This is a genomic window from Bacillus sp. FSL K6-3149 (assembly GCF_038630515.1).
GTDB classification, from domain to species: Bacteria; Bacillota; Bacilli; order Bacillales; family Bacillaceae; genus Bacillus; species Bacillus pumilus.
In genome coordinates, this window is record NZ_CP152034.1 from 1,020,569 (window position 1) to 1,041,522 (window position 20,954).

Annotated in this window: 20 protein-coding genes and 2 tRNA genes; all 22 read left to right on the forward strand. The window is 42.4% G+C overall.

All coding sequences use genetic code 11. From position 1 onward, the window contains the following. Positions 1-52 precede the first annotated feature (52 nt). Positions 53-1,657 carry a polysaccharide biosynthesis protein gene (locus MHB83_RS05240; protein WP_137055647.1) on the forward strand — a complete coding sequence of 535 codons (1,605 nt, stop codon included), beginning with the start codon at positions 53-55 and terminating at the stop codon, positions 1,655-1,657. Next, positions 1,647-3,131: a nucleoside triphosphate pyrophosphohydrolase gene (mazG, locus tag MHB83_RS05245; RefSeq protein ID WP_137055648.1), complete on the forward strand. Its 1,485-nt coding sequence runs from the start codon at positions 1,647-1,649 to the stop codon at positions 3,129-3,131. The genes MHB83_RS05240 and mazG overlap by 11 nt, the downstream gene beginning before the upstream one ends. After that, positions 3,128-3,388: an RNA-binding S4 domain-containing protein gene (locus MHB83_RS05250; RefSeq protein ID WP_003217975.1), complete on the forward strand. Its 261-nt coding sequence runs from the start codon at positions 3,128-3,130 to the stop codon at positions 3,386-3,388. Before mazG ends, MHB83_RS05250 begins: the two co-directional genes overlap by 4 nt. Before the next feature lie 74 nt (positions 3,389-3,462). Beyond that, the gene (yabP, locus tag MHB83_RS05255) at positions 3,463-3,771 is read left to right on the forward strand and encodes a sporulation protein YabP (RefSeq protein ID WP_003217974.1); all 309 of its coding nucleotides are present in this window, start codon (positions 3,463-3,465) and stop codon (positions 3,769-3,771) included. Next, complete coding sequence (gene yabQ / locus MHB83_RS05260) at positions 3,768-4,406, forward strand: spore cortex biosynthesis protein YabQ (protein ID WP_342496707.1); 639 nt, start codon at positions 3,768-3,770, stop codon at positions 4,404-4,406. Before yabP ends, yabQ begins: the two co-directional genes overlap by 4 nt. A gap of 18 nt (positions 4,407-4,424) precedes the next feature. After that, positions 4,425-4,799 carry a septum formation initiator family protein gene (locus MHB83_RS05265; RefSeq protein ID WP_003217952.1) on the forward strand — a complete coding sequence of 125 codons (375 nt, stop codon included), beginning with the start codon at positions 4,425-4,427 and terminating at the stop codon, positions 4,797-4,799. An 82-nt stretch (positions 4,800-4,881) separates the two neighbouring features. Further along, complete coding sequence (locus tag MHB83_RS05270) at positions 4,882-5,280, forward strand: S1 domain-containing RNA-binding protein (protein ID WP_003217901.1); 399 nt, start codon at positions 4,882-4,884, stop codon at positions 5,278-5,280. 177 nt (positions 5,281-5,457) lie between these two features. Beyond that, positions 5,458-5,531 (forward strand) — tRNA-Met (locus MHB83_RS05275). A 26-nt stretch (positions 5,532-5,557) separates the two neighbouring features. Further along, positions 5,558-5,629, forward strand: a tRNA-Glu gene (locus MHB83_RS05280). A 204-nt stretch (positions 5,630-5,833) separates the two neighbouring features. Beyond that, positions 5,834-8,317: a stage II sporulation protein E gene (spoIIE, locus tag MHB83_RS05285; RefSeq protein ID WP_003217965.1), complete on the forward strand. Its 2,484-nt coding sequence runs from the start codon at positions 5,834-5,836 to the stop codon at positions 8,315-8,317. Between the two features lie 77 nt (positions 8,318-8,394). Further along, positions 8,395-9,129 carry a VWA domain-containing protein gene (locus tag MHB83_RS05290; RefSeq protein ID WP_003217969.1) on the forward strand — a complete coding sequence of 245 codons (735 nt, stop codon included), beginning with the start codon at positions 8,395-8,397 and terminating at the stop codon, positions 9,127-9,129. Then, positions 9,113-10,117, forward strand: a complete 1,005-nt coding sequence (locus MHB83_RS05295) for a protein kinase family protein (protein WP_342496708.1) — start codon at positions 9,113-9,115, stop codon at positions 10,115-10,117. Before MHB83_RS05290 ends, MHB83_RS05295 begins: the two co-directional genes overlap by 17 nt. A 96-nt stretch (positions 10,118-10,213) precedes the next feature. Beyond that, positions 10,214-11,617 carry a tRNA lysidine(34) synthetase TilS gene (gene tilS, locus MHB83_RS05300; RefSeq protein WP_137055651.1) on the forward strand — a complete coding sequence of 468 codons (1,404 nt, stop codon included), beginning with the start codon at positions 10,214-10,216 and terminating at the stop codon, positions 11,615-11,617. A gap of 15 nt (positions 11,618-11,632) precedes the next feature. After that, on the forward strand, positions 11,633-12,172 hold the full coding sequence (gene hpt, locus MHB83_RS05305; protein ID WP_003217950.1) for a hypoxanthine phosphoribosyltransferase: 540 nt from the start codon (positions 11,633-11,635) through the stop codon (positions 12,170-12,172). A 95-nt stretch (positions 12,173-12,267) separates the two neighbouring features. After that, on the forward strand, positions 12,268-14,172 hold the full coding sequence (gene ftsH, locus MHB83_RS05310) for an ATP-dependent zinc metalloprotease FtsH (protein ID WP_034620893.1): 1,905 nt from the start codon (positions 12,268-12,270) through the stop codon (positions 14,170-14,172). 162 nt (positions 14,173-14,334) lie between these two features. Then, positions 14,335-15,111 carry a type III pantothenate kinase gene (locus MHB83_RS05315; RefSeq protein ID WP_050945788.1) on the forward strand — a complete coding sequence of 259 codons (777 nt, stop codon included), beginning with the start codon at positions 14,335-14,337 and terminating at the stop codon, positions 15,109-15,111. A 15-nt stretch (positions 15,112-15,126) separates the two neighbouring features. Continuing rightward, on the forward strand, positions 15,127-16,002 hold the full coding sequence (gene hslO, locus MHB83_RS05320; RefSeq protein WP_003217983.1) for an Hsp33 family molecular chaperone HslO: 876 nt from the start codon (positions 15,127-15,129) through the stop codon (positions 16,000-16,002). Positions 16,003-16,054: 52 nt separating this feature from the next. Then, on the forward strand, positions 16,055-16,957 hold the full coding sequence (locus tag MHB83_RS05325) for a peptidyl-prolyl cis-trans isomerase (protein ID WP_223251241.1): 903 nt from the start codon (positions 16,055-16,057) through the stop codon (positions 16,955-16,957). Between the two features lie 77 nt (positions 16,958-17,034). Beyond that, positions 17,035-17,958, forward strand: a complete 924-nt coding sequence (gene cysK / locus MHB83_RS05330) for a cysteine synthase A (protein ID WP_340865339.1) — start codon at positions 17,035-17,037, stop codon at positions 17,956-17,958. A 124-nt stretch (positions 17,959-18,082) separates the two neighbouring features. Then, positions 18,083-19,501, forward strand: coding sequence for an anthranilate synthase component I family protein (locus tag MHB83_RS05335; protein ID WP_050945807.1), 1,419 nt, complete (start codon positions 18,083-18,085; stop codon positions 19,499-19,501). Between the two features lie 13 nt (positions 19,502-19,514). Further along, a complete protein-coding gene (pabA, locus tag MHB83_RS05340; protein WP_340988664.1) occupies positions 19,515-20,108 on the forward strand; it encodes an aminodeoxychorismate/anthranilate synthase component II in 594 nt (197 codons plus the stop codon). Continuing rightward, positions 20,105-20,953, forward strand: coding sequence for an aminodeoxychorismate lyase (pabC, locus tag MHB83_RS05345; protein ID WP_251191522.1), 849 nt, complete (start codon positions 20,105-20,107; stop codon positions 20,951-20,953). The genes pabA and pabC overlap by 4 nt, the downstream gene beginning before the upstream one ends. Position 20,954: the final 1 nt, after the last annotated feature.

The following is a 20,954-nucleotide window of genomic DNA, read 5'->3' on the forward strand; positions in this document are numbered from 1 at the left end:
TATGATATAATGAGTGCGTTTAACTGTAGATCTATTTTTAAAGGAGTCATCCATGAAAAATGCTGTGAATCAGCCGCATTGGCTTTTCCAGGGTGCGGTGATTTTGACCATCGCAGGCTTGTTATCAAAGGTACTAAGTGCCGTTTATCGTGTTCCGTTCCAGAACATCGTAGGAGACACAGGGTTTTATATTTATCAGCAAGTGTACCCCTTCCTCGGTATTGCGATCATGCTCGGCACCACAGGGTTTCCTGTCATGGTGTCCAAGCTTTTGAGTGAGCATGGGGAAGAGAATCGACGAATTATTACAAGGGTATCCTTGGTCTATATCACTTTACTGAGCCTGGTCTTATTTCTTTGTCTTTACATAGGAGCAGGCAGTATTGCGAGCCTTATGGCGGACAGTCAATTAATCCTGCTCATCCAAATGAGTGCTTTCGTGTTTTTATTTCTGCCGCTTACCGTGATGCTGAGAGGCGTTTTTCAGAGTGACGGTATGATGCTTCCAACGGCTGTTTCTCAATTGGTTGAGCAGCTCATCAGGGTAGGCGTCCTGCTTGTTTTATCCTTCTATTTCGTCAGGCACGGCTATTCGCTTTATGAAACAGGGGCGGGTGCAGTCTTCTCCTCCATAGCGGGAAGCGCGGCCTCGCTTATACTGCTTCTTTTCCTTTGGCTGACTTACCGAAAACAGTCTTCTGCACCTATGACAGTCAAGCGGGCGACACTTCGGAAAAAGGATGTTTTGAAGAGTTTGGTGCTGTATACATTCACGATTTGTGTCAGCGGATTGCTCATTTTATGGATGCAAATGATTGATGCCTTTCATCTGTATGCGTTGCTGCGCAGTGAGGGACTGAGTGAAGCCGCGGCAAAGGCGGCAAAAGGTGTGTATGACCGAGGGCAGCCGTTTTTACAGCTAGGGACAGTGTTTGCCATTAGCATCGGGACCTCTCTTGTGCCATTTTTATCTGCTGCCAGGAGGAATGGAGAGCATGAAGCGATCAGGCAAAAAGTACGTACATCGTTTAAAACCACGTCAATTTTAGGGATTGGTTCCGCAGTTGGGCTGATTTGTATTCTTTCGCCAGTCAATACCATGCTTTTTCGTAATGATTTAGGTACCAATGCGCTGCAAATATTCTGTATTTCCATCGCATTTACATCGATTGCGATTACGCAAGCAGCTTTACTTCAAGGGCTTGGGCATACTGTGTATCCGGCTGTTGTGGTGCTTCTCAGTGTGCTAGTGAAATGGATACTCACGCTTGCACTTGTGCCGCTATTTGGCATCTACGGTGCCGCATGGTCAACCGTGTGCGGTTTTCTCGCTGCCGCTCTGCTCAATGCCGTTTATTTGAGGCATAAAGGATGGATTTCGTTGAGAGAGCTGTTTCCAGTGAAAATTCTTTTATCGGCCGCTTTCATGGCCATTGTCTTAATAGGGTATCAGGCACTGTTTTCTTGGGTCATTCCCTTTGAAAAACGTCCTTTTTCCGTTTTAAAGAGCCTGACGTCAGTTTTTATTGGTGGTTTCGCCTTTTTATATAGTATTCTTAAGCTAGAAGTATTTACGGACGAGGAATGGAGACTCATTCCATTAGGAGAAAAGATTTTATATTTTAAACAGATGAGAGGGAATCAAAATGGCAGGTAAGATTACCGTCGTCGGTCTTGGGGCAGGCGACATGGATCAGCTGACGCTCGGTGTATACAAGCAGCTGAAGCAGGCGAAAGAAGTATTTATGAGAACGCAGGACCACCCGCTTACCGCAGAGTTGATGCAGGAGGTTCCATCGCTGACCTTTTTTGATGAGATTTATGAAAAGCACGATCAGTTTGATTCGGTCTATCAGGAAATCACGGAAATTTTATTTACAGAGGCTGCGGAAAAGGAGATTGTGTACGCAGTACCAGGTCACCCATTTGTCGCTGAAAAGACCGTCCAGCTATTAGTTTCTCAGCAGCAAGAGCGCGGGATTGAGGTGTCCGTTGCTGGTGGACAAAGCTTTTTGGATGCGATGTTTAACTCCCTGCAGATCGACCCCATCGAGGGATTCCAATTCGTTGATGCAGGAGATATGAGAGCGGACGATCTGAAATTGACCCAGCATGTCCTCATTTGTCAGGTATATGATCAGCTCACCGCTTCGAATGTGAAACTCACGCTGATGGAAAAGCTTCCAGACGATTATGAAGTCTATATTGTGACTGCGGCTGGAAGCAGCCTGGAACAGATTACTGCCGTTCCTTTATTTGAACTTGATCGAGATGTGTCGATAAATAACTTAACGAGTGTTTATGTGCCTCCGATTCAAGATGAAAAGCTGCTTTACCAACAATTTGACACCTTCCGTGACGTCATCCGTACATTAAGAGGTCCGGGCGGCTGTCCATGGGATCAACAACAAACCAATGAGTCACTTAAACCCTATTTAATTGAAGAATGCTATGAACTGCTTGAAGCGATAGATGAAGATGATCCAGACCATATGGTGGAAGAGCTCGGAGATGTGATGCTGCAGGTGTTACTTCATGCTCAAATTGGTGAAGATGACGGCTTTTTCTCAATTGATGACGTCATCCAGCATGTCACAGAAAAAATGATTCGTAGACATCCCCATGTGTTTGGCGACACAAATGTTTCTGAAGCAGAAGAAGTGGTCGTCAACTGGGAAAAAATCAAGCAGCAGGAGAAGCCGGAGCGGGCAGCCTCTATGTTGCAATCCATCCCGGCGACGCTTCCAGCACTAACAAAGGCATATAAGCTCCAAAAGAAAGCCGCCAAAGTAGGCTTTGATTGGACAGATGTGAAAGATATTTGGAACAAATACGAAGAAGAAAAGCAGGAATTTCTCGTTGAAGTGGCAGAGAAGCCGGACGAAAGTGCAACGAAGCAGATGAAAGATGAATTTGGAGATCTTTTGTTTGTTCTCGTCAACATTGGAAGGTTCTATCAGCTAGAGCCTGAAACGGCGCTCGCTTCCGCCAACACAAAATTCATGCGTCGCTTTCAGCATATCGAACAAAAAGCAAAGGACATGGGACGTTCATTAGAGGACTTAACGCTAGAGGAAATGGACGATCTATGGAACGATGCCAAACGTATAGAAAGAGGTGAGCATACATGAGACTAGATAAATTTTTAAAAGTGTCCCGTTTAATCAAAAGAAGAACATTGGCAAAAGAAGTCGCTGATCAAGGCAGAATTTCGATTAACGGCACACAGGCGAAAGCCAGCTCTGATGTGAAAGAAGGAGACGAGCTTAAAATCCGTTTTGGTCAAAAACTAGTGACGGTTCAAGTCAACGAGTTAAAGGACACAACGAAAAAAGAAGAAGCCGCTGGCATGTATACTGTGCTAAAAGAAGAAAAAACAGCAGAATAGGGCTTGTTCTAAATGATCCTCCTGTCACATACAATGCAGTAACAATGCAAGTATGAGATATGGGGGATGTATAAATGAATCAATATTATAATCAACCTCAAGGCACGAAGCTGTCATCAGAAGCGGAACACAATATCACAATGCGAAACAGAAAGCATTTAGATATTACCGGCGTCAAACAGGTGGAAAGCTTTGATAATGAAGAATTTCTGCTTGAGACGGTCATGGGGATTCTCGCTATCCGTGGAGAAAATCTGCAAATGAAAAACCTAGACGTCGAAAAAGGCGTTGTGTCGATTAAAGGACGTGTCTTTGACTTAATTTATGTAGATGAGCAGCACGGGGAGAAAGCTAAAGGATTTTTTAGCAAGCTGTTTAAATGACGCTGACAGTCCAGTTTTATACGATGCTTTCGATGGTAGCGATGGGCATCTGGCTGGGCGCATCGCTTGATACGTACAAGCTGTTTGTGAATCGGGAAAAGACAGCAAAATGGCTTTTGATTATACACGATCTCCTTTTTTGGCTGGTACAGGGTCTCTTATTCTTTTATGTTCTGCTGCTGACAAATGAGGGAGAATTCAGGCTTTATATCTTTCTAGCCGTTGCACTAGGTTTCTCGATGTATCAGGCATTGATGAAACAGCTGTATATGAACATTCTCAACTTTATCACGATGTGTATTTATCAAACCGTTCTCATCCTTAAAAGGCTGGTCATGTCGATCGTCTTCCAGCCGATCCGTTGGATTGTCACAATGGTCATAAGTGTTATACTGTTCTTGTTCCACTCGCTCTTACGTCTTGTTCGTTTTACGTTTCGGCTCGTGTGGAAGGTGCTGTCCATTGTTTGTTATCCGCTCATCTGGTTACTTAATGTGACCATTATTCATCGGATTCCCGAAAAATGGCGAACATCAATGAGATTGTTTTTCTCTAAAGGAGCAGGAATTTTACAAGGGACCAAGAAATTATCTGGTACCATCAAAACGAAATGGAAACAATTCTGGACAAAGTAAGAGAGGAGGCCTTCAACCTTGAACAAGAGAAAAAGAAATATCGCACAAATTCAAAATGATTACCAAAAACAAATGGAACAGCAAGCACAACGCTTAAAACGCAAACGCCGTGGACTCCTTAGAAGGCTTACCGTGTTTGGTGTGATCGTGCTCATGTTTGCTGTCTTGGTGACAAGTGCCCTCTGGTCGCAATCGTCCTCATTAAAGGAAAAAGAAGAGAAGAAGGTTGCGCTCGAAAAAGAATTAAAGCAATTACAAACAAAGCAGGAAGATATTTCTGATGAAATTAAAAAGCTGAAAAGCAAGGAATACGTACTCGAACTGGCACGACGAGACTATTATATGTCCAAAAAAGGCGAAAAAATCTTTGATGTGGGCAATAAGAGCGATTAGCCTTGTTGACACTTAAAATTCAGTTTATGTATAATTGAACAAATGAGATTTTTTTATAAGTCTAAGGAGGAGCACTTTTTTTATGTCGATTGAAGTTGGCAGCAAGTTACAAGGGAAAGTTACGGGCATTACAAATTTTGGAGCTTTTGTGGAGTTGCCAGGCGGTTCAACTGGTCTCGTTCATATCAGTGAGGTAGCCGATAACTATGTAAAAGATATTAATGAGCATTTAAAAGTCGGTGAACAAGTTGAAGTGAAAGTGATTAACGTTGAAAAAGACGGTAAAATCGGCTTGTCCATTAAAAAAGCAAAAGATCGTCCTCAACAACAACAATCAAGACCGAGCAGAAATGATTTCCGTCCGAAGGAATCGTTTGAGCAAAAAATGAACAAATTCTTAAAAGATAGTGAAGACCGCTTAACATCTTTAAAACGTAACACGGAATCAAAACGTGGGGGACGCGGAGCAAGAAGAGGTTAACTTGTTGCTGCTTTCTATATATCTTTCACAACAAAGCACCTGCTGTCCGCAGGTGCTTTTTTTCTTGATCCATACGACATTTTTTGAGATTTCGTCATTTAATTTAAAACTTCCTATTGACGGACAAGCGATTCCTTTGTATTATAGATCTTGTGCTTCTTAGCGCATTTTTATTATGGCGGTGTAGCTCAGCTGGCTAGAGCGTACGGTTCATACCCGTGAGGTCGGGGGTTCGATCCCCTCCGCCGCTATCCTTTTTATTAGAACATAAAAGCAAGGCCCGTTGGTCAAGCGGTTAAGACACCGCCCTTTCACGGCGGTAACACGGGTTCGAATCCCGTACGGGTCATCTTCGAAAACAGCTTTCTTTAGGAAAGCTGTTTTTTTGTGTCTTCGTAAAATTCTGATGAAAGACATCGACTTTCATGAAAGTATGCCTTTTTGACGAATAAAGCGTCGAACGTTTTATGGAAACGACAACTTCTTTTGACAAAATTTCTTTTTCACCTTCGCTATAATGACAAGCAACGAATATCAGGTGGGGGATGAAAAGATGGAAAAACTAGAAAGAAGAACTGATTTAACAGGAGCGGGGTTTGAAAGAATCAGTGCAGGGTTAAAAAAGATGAAAAACCTGTTTCTTCATCATACGCATTCTCTTTTTTTCTATAAAGGGTTTATTTATGTCGTTCTTGGTTTTTTATTAGGACGAGCCTTTATATTATCTGAAATTATGCCGTTTGCTCTGCCTTTCTTTGGCTCGATGCTACTTATCAAAAGAGATAAGTCCATGCTTGCTTGTCTCGCTTTACTTGCTGGAGCCATGACGATATCACCTCAAAATGCATTGTTTGTGTTTGCGTCGCTGATCGTATTCCTTCTTATGTCCAAGGTGGTTTCTTTCATCATCAAAGACCCAGTGAAAACATTGCCGGTTGTCATTGTGCTGTCAATGCTGATCACCAGAGGAGCGTTTGTTTACCTAGAGCAAGGTGCTGTGCAAAGCTACGATTACGTCATGGCGGGTGTCGAAGCAGGACTTGCCTTCATTTTGACACTGATTTTCCTTCAAAGCCTGCCGATTTTTACAGTCAGGAAAATCAAACACTCCTTAAAGGTTGAAGAAATTATTTGCTTTATGATTTTGATTGCCTCAGTTTTAACAGGTCTGGCAGGCATCACATTTCAAGGAATGCAGGCAGAGCATATTTTGTCACGATATGTAGTGCTGAGCTTTGCCTTTATTGGAGGAGCGAGTATTGGTTGTACAGTGGGTGTCGTGACTGGGTTAATTCTCGGTCTCGCTAACATCGGAAACCTTTATCAGATGAGTCTTCTTGCCTTTTCAGGTTTATTAGGGGGATTGCTGAAAGAGGGGAAGAAAGCAGGCGCAGCCATTGGCTTAATTGTAGGTTCCTTACTTATTTCCTTGTACGGAGAAGGATCAGCAGGACTCATAACCACGCTATATGAATCATTGATTGCGGTTGCGCTCTTCTTGCTCACGCCACAATCAGTGACCTCTAAGGTAGCGAAATATATTCCTGGTACGGTAGAGCATGTACAGGAACAGCAGCAATACGCCCGGAAAGTACGAGATGTGACAGCAAAAAAGGTAGACCAATTTTCTAACGTATTTCATGCGCTGTCTGAGAGTTTTGCGACATTTTACGATTCCATTCCTGAAGAAAAGAAACAGGAAGAGGATGTAGATCTTTTTTTAAGTACGATCACAGAACGATCCTGTCAAACGTGCTATAAGAAAAATAAATGCTGGGTGCAGAACTTTGATACAACCTATGAACTGATGAAACAAGTTATGCATGAATCTGATGAAAAAACCTACGAGCAAAACCGGAAATTGAAGAAGAAATTTAGCCAGCACTGCTCAAAATCAAAACATGTCGAGGAATTGATTGAAGAGGAGATCGCTTACTATAAAGCCAACCAGACTCTGAAGAAAAAAGTCCAAGACAGCAGACGACTGGTAGCTGAACAGCTGATGGGTGTCTCACAAGTGATGGAGGATTTTTCCCGGGAAATAAAACGGGAAAGAGAACAGCATTTTATTCAAGAAGAGCAGATGATAGAAGCACTTCAGCACTTTGGAATTGAAATTCAGCAAGTAGAAATTTATAGCTTGGAGCAGGGGAATGTCGATATTGAAATGAGAATCCCATATTGCCAGGGCCATGGTGAATGTGAAAAAATCATCGCCCCTATGCTCTCAGATATTTTAGAAGAACAGATTTTAGTCAAAGCAGAGCAGTGTGCAGAGCACCCAACAGGCTATTGCCACGTTGTATTTGGCTCTGCAAAATCATATCGAGTGGCTACAGGCGTAGCGCATGCAGCAAAAGGCGGAGGATTAGTGTCTGGAGACAGCTACAGCATGATGGAGCTGGGTGCGGGCAAATATGCCGCGGCTATTAGTGATGGAATGGGCAATGGAGCAAGGGCTCATTTTGAAAGCAATGAAACGATTAAGCTGTTAGAAAAAATATTAGCATCAGGTATCAATGAAAAAGTGGCGATCAAAACCATTAATAGTATTTTATCTTTACGAACGACAGATGAAATCTATTCAACGTTAGATTTGTCCATTATTGATTTACAGGATGCGAGCTGTAAATTCCTTAAGATCGGTTCAACACCCAGCTTTATTAAACGGGGTGATCAGGTGATGAAAGTACAAGCGAGCAACTTACCGATCGGGATTATTGATGAATTTGAAGTGGAGGTTGTGAGTGAACAGATGAAGGCAGGAGATCTGCTGATTATGATGAGTGATGGCATTTTCGAAGGACCAAAGCATATTGAAAATCATGATCTCTGGGTGAAACGCAAAATGAAAAGCTTTAAAACAGAAGATCCGCAAGAGATTGCTGATTTATTAATGGAAGAGGTCATTCGAACAAGATCGGGTCAAATTGATGACGATATGACGGTTGTTGTCATCAGGCTTGATCACAATACGCCTAAATGGGCATCCATTCCGACTGGTACATTCTATCTTGAGAAACAAGAGATTTCTTGAAATATCGTATAATATGAATTTCTTCTGGCGATGATGGGGATATAAAGCATTCAGTTACGATCCCAGGAGGAATGAAGATGCGAAAAGGTCACGTAAACCAAATCTTATTGATTACAGATGGCTGCTCAAATCACGGGGAAGATCCACTTGCGATTGCCTCATTGGCAAAGGAACAAGGGATTACAGTCAATGTCATTGGCATTATGGAGGAAAACAGACACGATCATGAAGCAATGAAAGAAGTTGAGGGGATTGCTCTAGCAGGCGGAGGCATTCATCAAGTTGTCTACGTCCAGCAGTTATCTCAAACGGTACAAATGGTTACAAAAAAAGCGATGACACAAACCTTGCAAGGTGTTGTGAATAAAGAATTGCAGCAAATCCTTGGTAAGGACACTGAAATTGAAGAGCTTCCGCCTGATAAGCGCGGGGAAGTGATGGAAGTAGTCGATGAGTTAGGAGAGACGGTTCACCTTCAAGTACTTGTGCTTGTTGATACAAGTGCAAGTATGAAACCGAAGCTGCCGACCGTTAAAGAAGCACTCATTGACCTCTCCATTAGTTTAAATTCAAGAATTGGTGAAAATCAGTTTGGAATGTGTATATTTCCCGGGAAAAACTCAGATGCTGAAATTGTGTTGAATTGGACGCCTCGATTCGATTCACTGTCATCTATTTTCCCGAAACTGACCACGGGAGGAATTACTCCAACTGGACCAGCGCTTCGAGAAGCACTCCAGCATTTCAAATCAGTTCGTTCACGTAAAGGGCTGCTTGAAGCAAAGGAAGAGCATGATGAATTCGGCTTCTAACATTCCGTTAGGCACGGTGATTCATGGGAAATGGCATCACCATCATTACCGCATAGTAAAAGAGCTAGGAAAAGGGGCGAACGGTATTGTCTATCTAGCCGAATCGCCAAATGGTCAAGTAGCCCTTAAAGTGAGTGATGACAGTATGCTCATTGCATCTGAAGTCAATGTGTTAAAATCCTTTTCTAAGGCTCCTGTGAAAACCATGGGGCCTTCTTTTTATGATATGGATGATGCGATTTATCCCGGCATGCTTCAAAAGCGTTCCTTTTATGTGATGGAGTATGTCAGAGGCCCATTACTACTTGAATTTGTAAAACAAAAAGGTGATGAGTGGATCGTTGTTTTAATGGTTCAACTTTTATCTAACCTGGCTCATTTACATCAAGAAGGCTGGATTTTTGGTGACTTGAAGCCAGATAATCTCATCGTGTCAGGTCCCCCGGCCGCGATCCGGTGCATTGATGTAGGGGGAACGACAAAAGCAGGCAGGGCAATCAAGGAGTATACCGAGTTTTTTGATCGAGGCTATTGGGGATTCGGCACAAGAAAGGCAGAGCCATCTTATGATCTGTTTGCCTTAAGTATGGTGATGGTGAACTGTGCGTATAAGAAAGAATTCAAAAAAGGAGTAGAACCGGAAAAGCAGCTTTACAGAGCCATTGAAGGACATCCTTTATTAAAGCGTTATGAGCGGGTGTTAAAGGCTGCTCTACAAGGTAAATATCAATCAGCGGCGGCTATGAAGAGTGCAATGCTGAAAGAAGGACAGCTGATCGCTTCAAGAAAAGCGAGTCAAAAGAAGCAGCAAAAAAACGGGCAAAAGCCCGCTGTTCAACAAAATCAACAGGTGACTTCACGATCGAGAGTTGCAGCAGCAAAAAGAACACCAGTACGCAAAAAATCAGGCGGGCTTTTTGAAACTGTTCTTATCGTGTGCAGTGTACTTGCTCTTTACTGTGCATATGTAGTTTTGTTCCTGCTATAGACCTGTAAAAAAGCAGGCTTCATCTTTGCTTGGAGCTACTGAAAGTGATAGGATATGTATATCTTTAAATTACCTGCTCTTTGTGAGGAGGAAGTTGTGAATAGAATTGAATCATTTTTGAAAAAACATGATGTTTACCTTGAAAATACGACAGTCATTGTCGGGGTTTCTGGCGGACCAGATTCCATGCTTTTACTGCACGAACTAAACAAACGTCGAAAAGGTTCCTTTCAGCTGATTGCAGCCCATGTAGATCACATGTTCAGAGGAGAAGAATCCTTTGCTGATTTGGCATTTGTTGAGGCATACTGCAAGGAGCAAGGAATTCCTTTTAAATCGGCCCGCATACAAGTTGCCCAATATGCAAAAGAAAACCACTTAAACAAACAGGCAGCTGCAAGAGAGTGCAGATATGCTTTCTTTCGTCAATTGATGGAGCAATACAACGCTCAATTTTTAGCGCTTGCACATCATGGAGACGACCAAGTAGAAACAATGATGATGAGGCTTGTGAGAGGGACTGTTGGAATAGGACTCGCAGGTATCCAAGCAAAACGTCCTTATCAAGATGGATGGCTGATTCGGCCGCTCATTGGATATTCCAAGGCTGACGTGCTGACCGCTTGTGAAAAAGAACATATTCCCTATGTCATTGATCAAAGCAATCACACAGATGACTACTTGAGAAACCGGATAAGAAGACACATTCTTCCCGTGTTAAAAGAAGAGGCACCTCATGTACATGAAAGCTTTCAGTTTGTAAGTGACATGCTGACTGAAGATGAGCAATATTTGCAGGCATTAACAAAGGAACAAATGAACCAAGTGATAACGAATCAATCGCCTAAGCAAATTAAGATCAAAACGAAGCCTTTGCTTGACCTGCCTTTGCCTTTACAAAGAAGAGGCATTCAACTAATATTAAACTATCTTTATGAAAACACTCAATCAGCGTTTTCAAACCAGCATATTCTAGGGACTTTGGACTGGTTATCTCATACCGAACAACCGTCTGGATCATTAGATTTGCCAAAAGGTTTACAAGCTGTCAAGTCTTATGATTACTGTATGTTTACCTTTGAACGATCGCTTGTACTAGACCAGTCTTATGCTCTTCACTTAAAGGGTGAGCTTGGAGAGAAGCTTTTCCTTCCAAATGGGCAGTCTATCGTGGTATCAAATCATGTTCCGAAGGATGCACGGAACGGAAACCATTTTTTCTTGCTTCAAAAAGATCAAGTTCGTTTCCCTTTGATCATTCGCTCACGAAAAAATGGTGATCGAATGAAACTTAAAGGGATGAATGGATCAAAAAAGGTGAAGGATATATTTATTGATAAAAAAGTGCCTCTTGCAGAAAGAGACAGCTGGCCGATCGTCACTGACTCGGATCATCAAATCATCTGGATCCCAGGTCTGAAAAAATCCGTTTTTGAAGAAATTGATATGACAAACAGCGATCTCATTGTATTACAATATAGACAGCATGAAAATTTGTAGGGGGCAAGCAAAAGCATGAAACAAGATATTGAAAAGGTTTTGATCTCAGAAGAAGAGATCCAGCAAAAAGTGAAGGAACTGGGTGCAACATTAACCAGCGATTATGATGGTAAATTTCCCCTGGCTATTGGTGTTTTGAAAGGGGCTCTTCCATTTATGGCAGACCTGATCAAACACATTGATACATATTTAGAACTTGATTTTATGGATGTATCTAGCTACGGAAAATCTACCGTATCTTCAGGAGAAGTAAAGATCATAAAAGATCTAGATACTTCTGTTGAAGGAAGAGATATTTTAATTATGGAAGATATCATCGACAGTGGGTTAACTTTGAGCTATCTGGTAGAGCTTTTCCGATACCGTAAAGCAAACTCCATAAAAATTGTGACATTGCTTGATAAACCAAGCGGTCGTAAAGCAGACATCAAAGCAGATTATGTTGGATTTGAAGTGCCAGATGCATTTGTTGTCGGCTATGGATTGGATTTCGCTGAACGTTACCGAAACCTCCCGTATATTGGAGTGTTAAAACCATCTGTTTACGAAGGCTAATCAGCATACGTATACATGAGGTTATTGGTTGTATTGGAATGATTTTCTATGATACTATTGAACATAGTTGTGCTTACTGTGGGAGGAGGTAAGGAATGAATCGGGTTTTTCGTAATACGATTTTTTATATACTTATTTTATTACTTGTGATAGGGGTAGTCAGTTGGTTAGGATCCCCTAATCAAAAGCCTGAGAACATGTCTTACAGCAAATTTTCGCAAAATCTAAGTGCGGGAAAAGTGGAGAGTATCTCCATTCAGCCTGTAAGAGGGGTTTATGAAATTCGTGGTCAATTAGATGGCGCGAAGAAAGATGAATACTTCATTACCCATGTTCCAGATGGTCAAGGTGTTGACCAGATTTACAGTGCACTAAAGAATACAGATGTAAAAGTAGAACCAGCACCTGAAACAAATGGATGGCTGCAAGTTCTGACAACCATCATTCCGTTCATCATCATCTTTATCCTGTTCTTCTTCTTACTGAACCAAGCTCAGGGCGGTGGAAGCCGTGTTATGAACTTTGGTAAGAGTAAGGCGAAGCTTTACACAGAAGAGAAGAAACGTGTGAAATTTAAAGATGTTGCCGGTGCAGATGAAGAAAAGCAAGAGCTTGTAGAAGTGGTAGAATTCCTGAAGGACCCACGTAAATTCGCAGAGCTTGGCGCAAGAATTCCTAAAGGGGTTTTACTAGTAGGACCTCCAGGTACAGGTAAAACATTGCTTGCGAGAGCATCTGCAGGAGAAGCAGGCGTTCCTTTCTTCAGCATCAGTGGTTCTGACTTCGTCGAGATGTTCGTCGGTGTCGGTGCATCACGTGTACGTGATTTATTCGAAAATGCGAAAAAGAATGCACCATGCTTAATCTTTATTGATGAGATTGATGCAGTGGGTCGTCAGCGTGGAGCCGGTCTTGGCGGTGGTCATGACGAGCGTGAACAAACGCTTAACCAGCTTCTTGTTGAAATGGATGGTTTTAGTGCGAACGAAGGTATTATTATCATCGCTGCAACGAACCGTGCAGATATCCTAGATCCTGCATTGCTGCGTCCGGGACGTTTTGACCGTCAAATTACGGTTGACCGCCCAGATGTCATTGGCCGTGAAGAAGTGCTGAAGGTTCATGCGAAAAACAAACCGCTTGATGATACAGTGAATTTGAAAGCCATTGCAAGCAGAACACCTGGGTTCTCTGGAGCAGATCTTGAGAACTTACTAAACGAAGCAGCACTTGTTGCTGCCCGTCATAACAAAAAGAAAATTGATATGCGTGATATCGACGAAGCGACTGACCGTGTCATCGCTGGGCCGGCGAAGAAAAGCCGTGTCATTTCAAAGAAAGAACGTAATATCGTGGCTTACCATGAAGCAGGTCATACCGTCATTGGTCTTATCCTAGACGAAGCGGACATGGTGCATAAAGTAACGATCGTTCCTCGTGGTCAGGCAGGCGGATATGCGGTCATGCTTCCAAGAGAAGACCGTTATTTCCAAACGAAGCCAGAGCTTCTTGATAAAATTGTCGGCTTGCTCGGCGGTCGTGTTGCAGAGGAAATTACGTTTGGTGAAGTAAGTACAGGTGCTCACAACGACTTCCAGCGTGCAACTGGCATTGCAAGAAAAATGGTTACAGAGTTCGGTATGTCTGATAAACTTGGTCCACTTCAATTCGGTCAAGCACAAGGAGGTCAAGTATTCCTTGGCCGTGACTTTAACAACGAGCCTAATTATAGTGAAGCGATCGCTTACGAAATTGACCAAGAAATTCAGCGTTTCATCAAGGACAGCTACGAACGTGCGAAACAAATTCTCACTGAGAATAAAGATAAGCTAGAAATCATCGCACAAGCTCTTCTAGAAGTTGAAACATTAGATGCTGAGCAAATTAAATCTCTTTACGAAACTGGAAAGCTTCCAGAGCGTGTATACGCAGATGACGAAGAGAAAAACGATGATGTGAAAGTGAACATCAAGAAAAAAGAAGAAGATGAGGAGATCTAATCTCCTTCTGTGAAAGCTGCCGGGATCATCGGCAGCTTTTTTTATTTCGATTCCTGAATGGATCGGTTTCGAATTGTTTACAAATGGAACTCAATTCGTGTATGGTATGATAGAAAGTCGAAAAATGCTCTTTTTGAGAAACTATTCAAAGTGGTGATGAAGTTGTTACTCGTGATAGATGTAGGGAACACAAATACCGTTTTAGGTGTTTATCATAATGGCGATCTAAACTACCATTGGCGAATTGAAACAAGCCGTCATAAAACAGAAGATGAATTTGGTATGGCCATCAGGTCTTTATTTGATTATGTCGGGCTGATGTTTGACCAAATAGAAGGAATTATCATCTCGTCTGTTGTCCCGCCAATGATGTTTGCATTAGAAAGAATGTGCGAGAAGTACTTTCACATAACTCCCCAAATTGTAGGGCCTGGAATGAAGACTGGATTAAACATTATGTGTGACAATCCAAAGGAAGTCGGGGCTGATCGAATTGTGAATGCAGTAGCGGCGATTCATCTATATGGAGCACCTCTCATTGTCGTAGACTTTGGCACAGCGACAACCTACTGCTTTATCAATGAACAAAAACAATACATGGGTGGGGCAATAGCACCTGGTATTACCATCTCAACAGAGGCTTTATATACAAGAGCGGCGAAGCTGCCGAGAATTGAAATTGTCCGTCCAGATCACATTGTTGGAAAAAACACCATCAGTGCGATGCAATCCGGCATCCTTTATGGATATGTTGGGCAAGTCGAGGGAATAGTGAAACGGATGAAGCAGCAAGCGAAACAAACACCGAAAGTCATTGCAACAGGTGGTTTGTCCACATTGATTGGAAATGAATCAGACTGCATTGATATTGTTGATCCGTTCTTAACATTAAAAGGACTTCAACTCATTTATGAACGTAATCGTGTCGGTGTACTATAGGAGGTTTAAAATCGAATGGACTACTTAGTTAAAGCGTTAGCATATGACGGAAAAGTCCGAGCATATGCTGCAAACACAACAGATACAATCAACGAAGCACAAAGAAGACACCATACATGGCCAACAGCATCAGCAGCGATTGGCAGAACAATGACAGCTACAGTCATGATGGGTGCTATGCTGAAAGGTGAAAATAAGTTAACGGTCAAAATTGAAGGCGGTGGACCAATCGGTGCCATCATTGCTGATGGAAACGCAAAGGGCCAGGTGCGCGGATATGTCTCAAACCCACAAGTCCATTTTGACTTAAATGAACATGGCAAGCTGGATGTTAGACGTGCAGTCGGGACATCTGGAACGTTAAGTGTTGTTAAAGATATCGGGCTGAAAGATCACTTTACAGGACAAACGGAGATCGTTTCAGGTGAAATTGGAGATGACTTCACTTATTACCTTGTCTCTTCTGAGCAAGTGCCTTCCTCTGTTGGTGTAGGGGTTTTGGTCAATCCAGATAACTCGATCCTTGCAGCAGGCGGTTTCATCATTCAATTGCTGCCTGGAACAGAAGATGCTGTCATTGAAAGATTAGAAAAGCGGCTCTCAACCATTGAACCCATTTCTAAACTCATTGAAAAAGGGATGACACCAGAAGAAATCTTAGAAGAAGTACTCGGAGAAAAACCTCAAATTTTAGAAACTGTACCTGTCGAATTCTCTTGTAACTGCTCAAAAGAACGTTTTTCTAATGGCATTATCAGCCTAGGAAAAGCCGAAATTGAAGACATGATTGAACAAGACGGACAAGCAGAAGCTCAATGCCATTTTTGTAACGAAACGTATGTATTTACAAAAGAAGAGCTAGAAGAGCTACGTGAAGAAATAACCCGCTAAGCTCTAAGCAGCGGGTTTTCTTTTTAGAATGGAAAGGAGACGAAAGATGAGACTGAAAGCAAGAGTGGTATGGACATTTATTCTCGTGTTGCTTATGATCAATGCCGTTGTCATTGCATATGTATTAACAAAGTCGCAAATGTCACAGGCTTCTTCAAACGGGAAGAGCGGTGAAGAAATTGCGTCGATTGGAAAAGAGAAGGTGACACGTCAAGAATGGTTAAAGAAGATGGAAGACCGCTATGGAAAGGCAACACTTGAGCAAATGATTAATCAGAAGGTGGTCGATCAGCTTGCGAAAGAAAACAAGCTTGAGGTGTCCTCAAAAGAAATCAATCGTGAATTGTTGATGCTTAAAGCGGTATCAAATAATTTCTACGAAGATGGACATACGAGTGAAAAGGACTGGACAGAACAGATTCGTTATCAAATATTATTAGAGCAGCTTTTAACGAGAGATGCTGTCGTTTCCGAAAAAGAAGCGAAATCCTTTTATGAAAAAAACAAGGACTTATATCAATATGATGATTCATACCGTATTCGTCATATCGTCGTGAAGACAAAGGGCGAAGCTGAAAATGTATTGAAGGATCTAAAAGGCGGATCTAGCTTCGAAGCGGTGGCAGCTGAACGCTCCATTGACCGCTACACCTCTCCATATGGCGGAGATCTTGGGTTTGTCACAGAAGAACAAGAAAGTATCCCAGCCCTATACATACAGGAAGCTCAAAAGCTTCAGCCAGATCAATGGACAAAAGAACCGATCGAGACCAAAAACGGGTATGCCATTATTCAACTGAAAGAAAAATTAGATGGCCGCTCCTTCTCGTATGAAGAAGTCAAAAATCAGATCAAAAGGCAGATTGCCATGGAAGATCTAGGTGAAAAGGCGAATGTCAAAACCCTGTGGAAAGAAGCAAAAGTCACATGGTTTTACGATGGCGAGCAGGACTAAAAGCATTGACAAAATTTTTCGAAATTGATAATTTAATATTAATACAATAAAATTACTCGGAGATAGAGGTGTTAGTGATGGCTCGTATTGCAAATTCAGTTTTTGAACTAATAGGAAATACACCAGTCGTTAAATTAAACCGTTTAGTAGATGAAGACAGTGCGGAAGTCTACTTGAAACTTGAATATATGAACCCGGGCAGCAGTGTAAAAGATCGTATTGCGTTAGCGATGATCGAAGATGCTGAAGCGAAAGGTACTTTAAAAGCCGGCGACACGCTCATCGAACCAACAAGCGGAAACACAGGGATCGGTCTTGCAATGGTAGCGGCAGCTAAAGGAATTAACGCAATTCTAGTGATGCCAGACACAATGAGTCAGGAGCGCCGCAACCTTTTACGCGCTTATGGTGCAGAGCTTGTATTAACACCAGGTGCAGAAGGAATGAAAGGTGCCATCAAAAAGGCAGAAGAATTGGCAGAAGAGCACGGTTACTTCATGCCTCAGCAATTTAACAACGAAGCCAATGCGGAGATTCACCGTCGTACTACAGGAAAAGAAATTCTTGAACAGTTTGACGGCGAGCTTGATGCATTTATTGCAGGTGTTGGTACGGGCGGCACAATTACGGGTGCTGGTGAAGTCCTCAAAGAAGCCATCCCGTCGATTCAGCTTTATGCGGTAGAGCCGACAGATTCTCCTGTACTATCAGGAGGAAAGCCAGGCCCACATAAAATCCAAGGGATTGGGGCAGGTTTTATCCCTTCCATCTTGAACACGGAAGTATATGATGGCATTATCCAAGTGAAAAACGAAGATGCATTTGAGCTTGCAAGAAAAGCAGCGAAAGAGGAAGGAATCCTTGGCGGTATTTCTTCAGGAGCAGCTATTTACGCAGCACTTCAAACAGCGAAGAAGCTTGGTAAAGGGAAAAAGGTTCTCGCAATTATCCCAAGTAATGGGGAGCGTTACCTCAGCACACCTCTTTATCAATTCGATTAAACCAATTACCCCAGCATTTGCTGGGGTTTTTTTATGAAATCTGTAGATGGAAAGCAAATACTATTTTCTAAATAAATTGGATTGCATTACAATAAGATTAATGAAAATGAAAAAGGATGATAACATGACACAACGCAGGCCGATGGGCATCAAAATTCCTTTTACGAAAGATGCATTCTTGAAAAGATACGAACAATTAACTGCTGGCGAAACACACCATGTTCTTCTTGAAAGTGCTCGTGGTGGTTCATACAGCATTGCTGGCATTCACCCAATCGCTAAAGCGAAGGGAAAAGACGGGATGACAACCATCCATTATCAAGATGAGGTGCTGTTCAAAGAAGGCGATCCATTTAGAGCGTTTACGGATTGGTTCCAAACCCTTCGAACCGAAACGAATGAGGAATACCCTGATTTTCAAGGTGGGGCGATTGGATTTTTAAGCTATGATTATGCTAGATATATCGAGCATTTTAAGATGCTGTCCATTGATGACCTGAAAACACCTGACCTTTATTTTCTCGTGTTTAATGATGTTGCGGTCTTTGATCATGAAGAAAACGTGCTGTGGCTGATCACTCACACAGAGGGAGCGGAATCTGTGAGTGTCACTCATCAAAGACTTGAAGATTTGAAGCAAAAGTGGACAAGCTCTGCAAAAGAATCAGCGCAATCACCTGTTTATGAACCTTCTGCAGAATTTGTACCAGCAGCACCTTTTACCGAAGAAACCTTTGGAGAAGCAGTAGAGAAGATTAAGCAATATATCGCAAGCGGTGATGTGTTCCAAGTGAATTTATCCATCAGACAAGATGAACAGCTCCACACCCACCCTTATGATTTATACAAAACGTTACGTCAAGTCAATCCATCTCCTTATATGTCTTATCTGCACACGCCTGATTTCCAAATTGTTTGTGGATCTCCAGAGCTGCTGATTAAGAAAAAGGGGACTCAATTAGAAACAAGACCGATTGCGGGTACAAGATCAAGAGGCAAAGACGATGCTGAGGATCAAGCGCTGGCAAAAGAGCTCATTGAAAATGAAAAAGAACGCGCGGAGCATGTGATGCTCGTGGATCTTGAGCGGAATGACCTTGGACGCGTGTCCACTTATGGCTCAGTAAGAGTGAACGAATTTATGGCGATTGAGAAATATTCACACGTGATGCACATTGTATCCAACGTACAAGGGGAATTGCGTGATGATTGTGATGCAGTAGATGTCATGAGAGCTGTATTCCCAGGCGGCACAATTACAGGTGCTCCAAAGGTGAGAACAATGGAAATCATAGAAGAGCTTGAGCCGACAAGGCGTGGGCTTTATACTGGATCTATAGGCTGGTTTGGATTCAATCAAGATATGCACTTTAACATCGTCATTCGTACGGCGTACTGCACTGAAGGCAAAGCCTTTATGCAATCGGGTGCTGGGATCGTCATCGATTCTGTACCAAAGCACGAATACAAAGAATCGATTAAAAAAGCCTATGCAGTAAAAAAAGCATTACAGTTGAGCAAAGAAGAGACTATTTTGAGTTAGAGGTGAGCAGAGCATGATATTAATGATTGATAATTATGATTCATTTACGTACAACCTGGTCCAGTATTTAGGTGAGCTTGGAGAAGAATTGATTGTGAAACGGAATGATCAAGTAACCATTCAAGAAATTGAAAAGCTTCAGCCAGATTTTCTCATGATTTCTCCAGGGCCATGCAGTCCTGATGAAGCGGGAATTAGTATGGAGGCAATCAAGCACTTTGCGGGAAGTATTCCGATCTTCGGTGTGTGCCTGGGGCATCAATCCATTGCGCAAGTCTTTGGAGGGGATGTCGTTCGTGCTGAGCGCTTAATGCATGGTAAAACGTCAGAGATTGAACATGACGGAAAAGGTGTCTTCACTGGACTCCAAAATCCGCTCGTCGCAACGAGATATCATTCGTTAATTGTCAAAAACGAGACGCTGCCGGAGTGCTTTGACGCAACAGCCAGTACAAAGGAAGGCGAGCTCATGGCCATTCGCCATAAAGAGCTACCAATTGAAAGTGTACAGTTTCATCCTGAATCGATTATGACGTCCTTCGGAAAAGAAATGCTGAAAAATTTCATTGAAACCTATCGTAAAAAGGGGCATGAAGTAAACGCATGATCATTTATCTGAACGGTCAGTATATAGAGGAGAAAGACGCGACTCTTTCTCCTTTTGATCATGGTTTTCTATATGGCATCGGTGTATTCGAAACATTTACCAGCCTGGCAGGACAAGTCTTTCTGTTAGATTGGCACCTTGAAAGGCTCAATCAATCATTGCGTGACCTTTGCATCGAATCCACAATAGAGAAACCATTTGTACTCGACATCATTCATACCTTACTAAATAAAAACGAAATAGCCGGTGGTCATGCGAGAATTCGCTTCAATGTTTCTGCAGGCAGAGGCAATGGATTTTCTGCAGATCCTTATGAAGAGCCTGTCGTGTTTGTCATGATCTCTCCATTCCGGCCCGAATCTATTTTAGATGAGAAGCAGGGAGTCATTCTTCAAACGAGAAGAAATACGCCGGAAGGTTCAAGGCGCCTCAAGTCTCATCATTATATGAACAACCTGCTGGCTAAAAGAGAAGTGGGGAATGATCCGTCGTTAGAAGGCATCTTTTTAACAAAAGAAAATGATGTGGCAGAAGGCATTACCTCCAATGTATTTTGGCGAAAAGGCGATGTGATTTATACACCGTCACTTGATACAGGCATTTTAAATGGGGTCACTCGTCGATATTGTATCGAAACACTCCAAGCGATGGAGGCGTCGCTAAAAGTAGGGCGATACCCGGTCTCCCATTTGCTATCAGCTGATGAGGCATGGATGACCAATTCTGTTCAAGGGATTGTGCCTTTCGGAAGTATAGGGGAAATCTCCTTGCACCAAAACAGCCGGATCATCTCAACGAAATTGAGAACACAATATACTAAAGAACGTCTAGAACATAAAGAGTAGG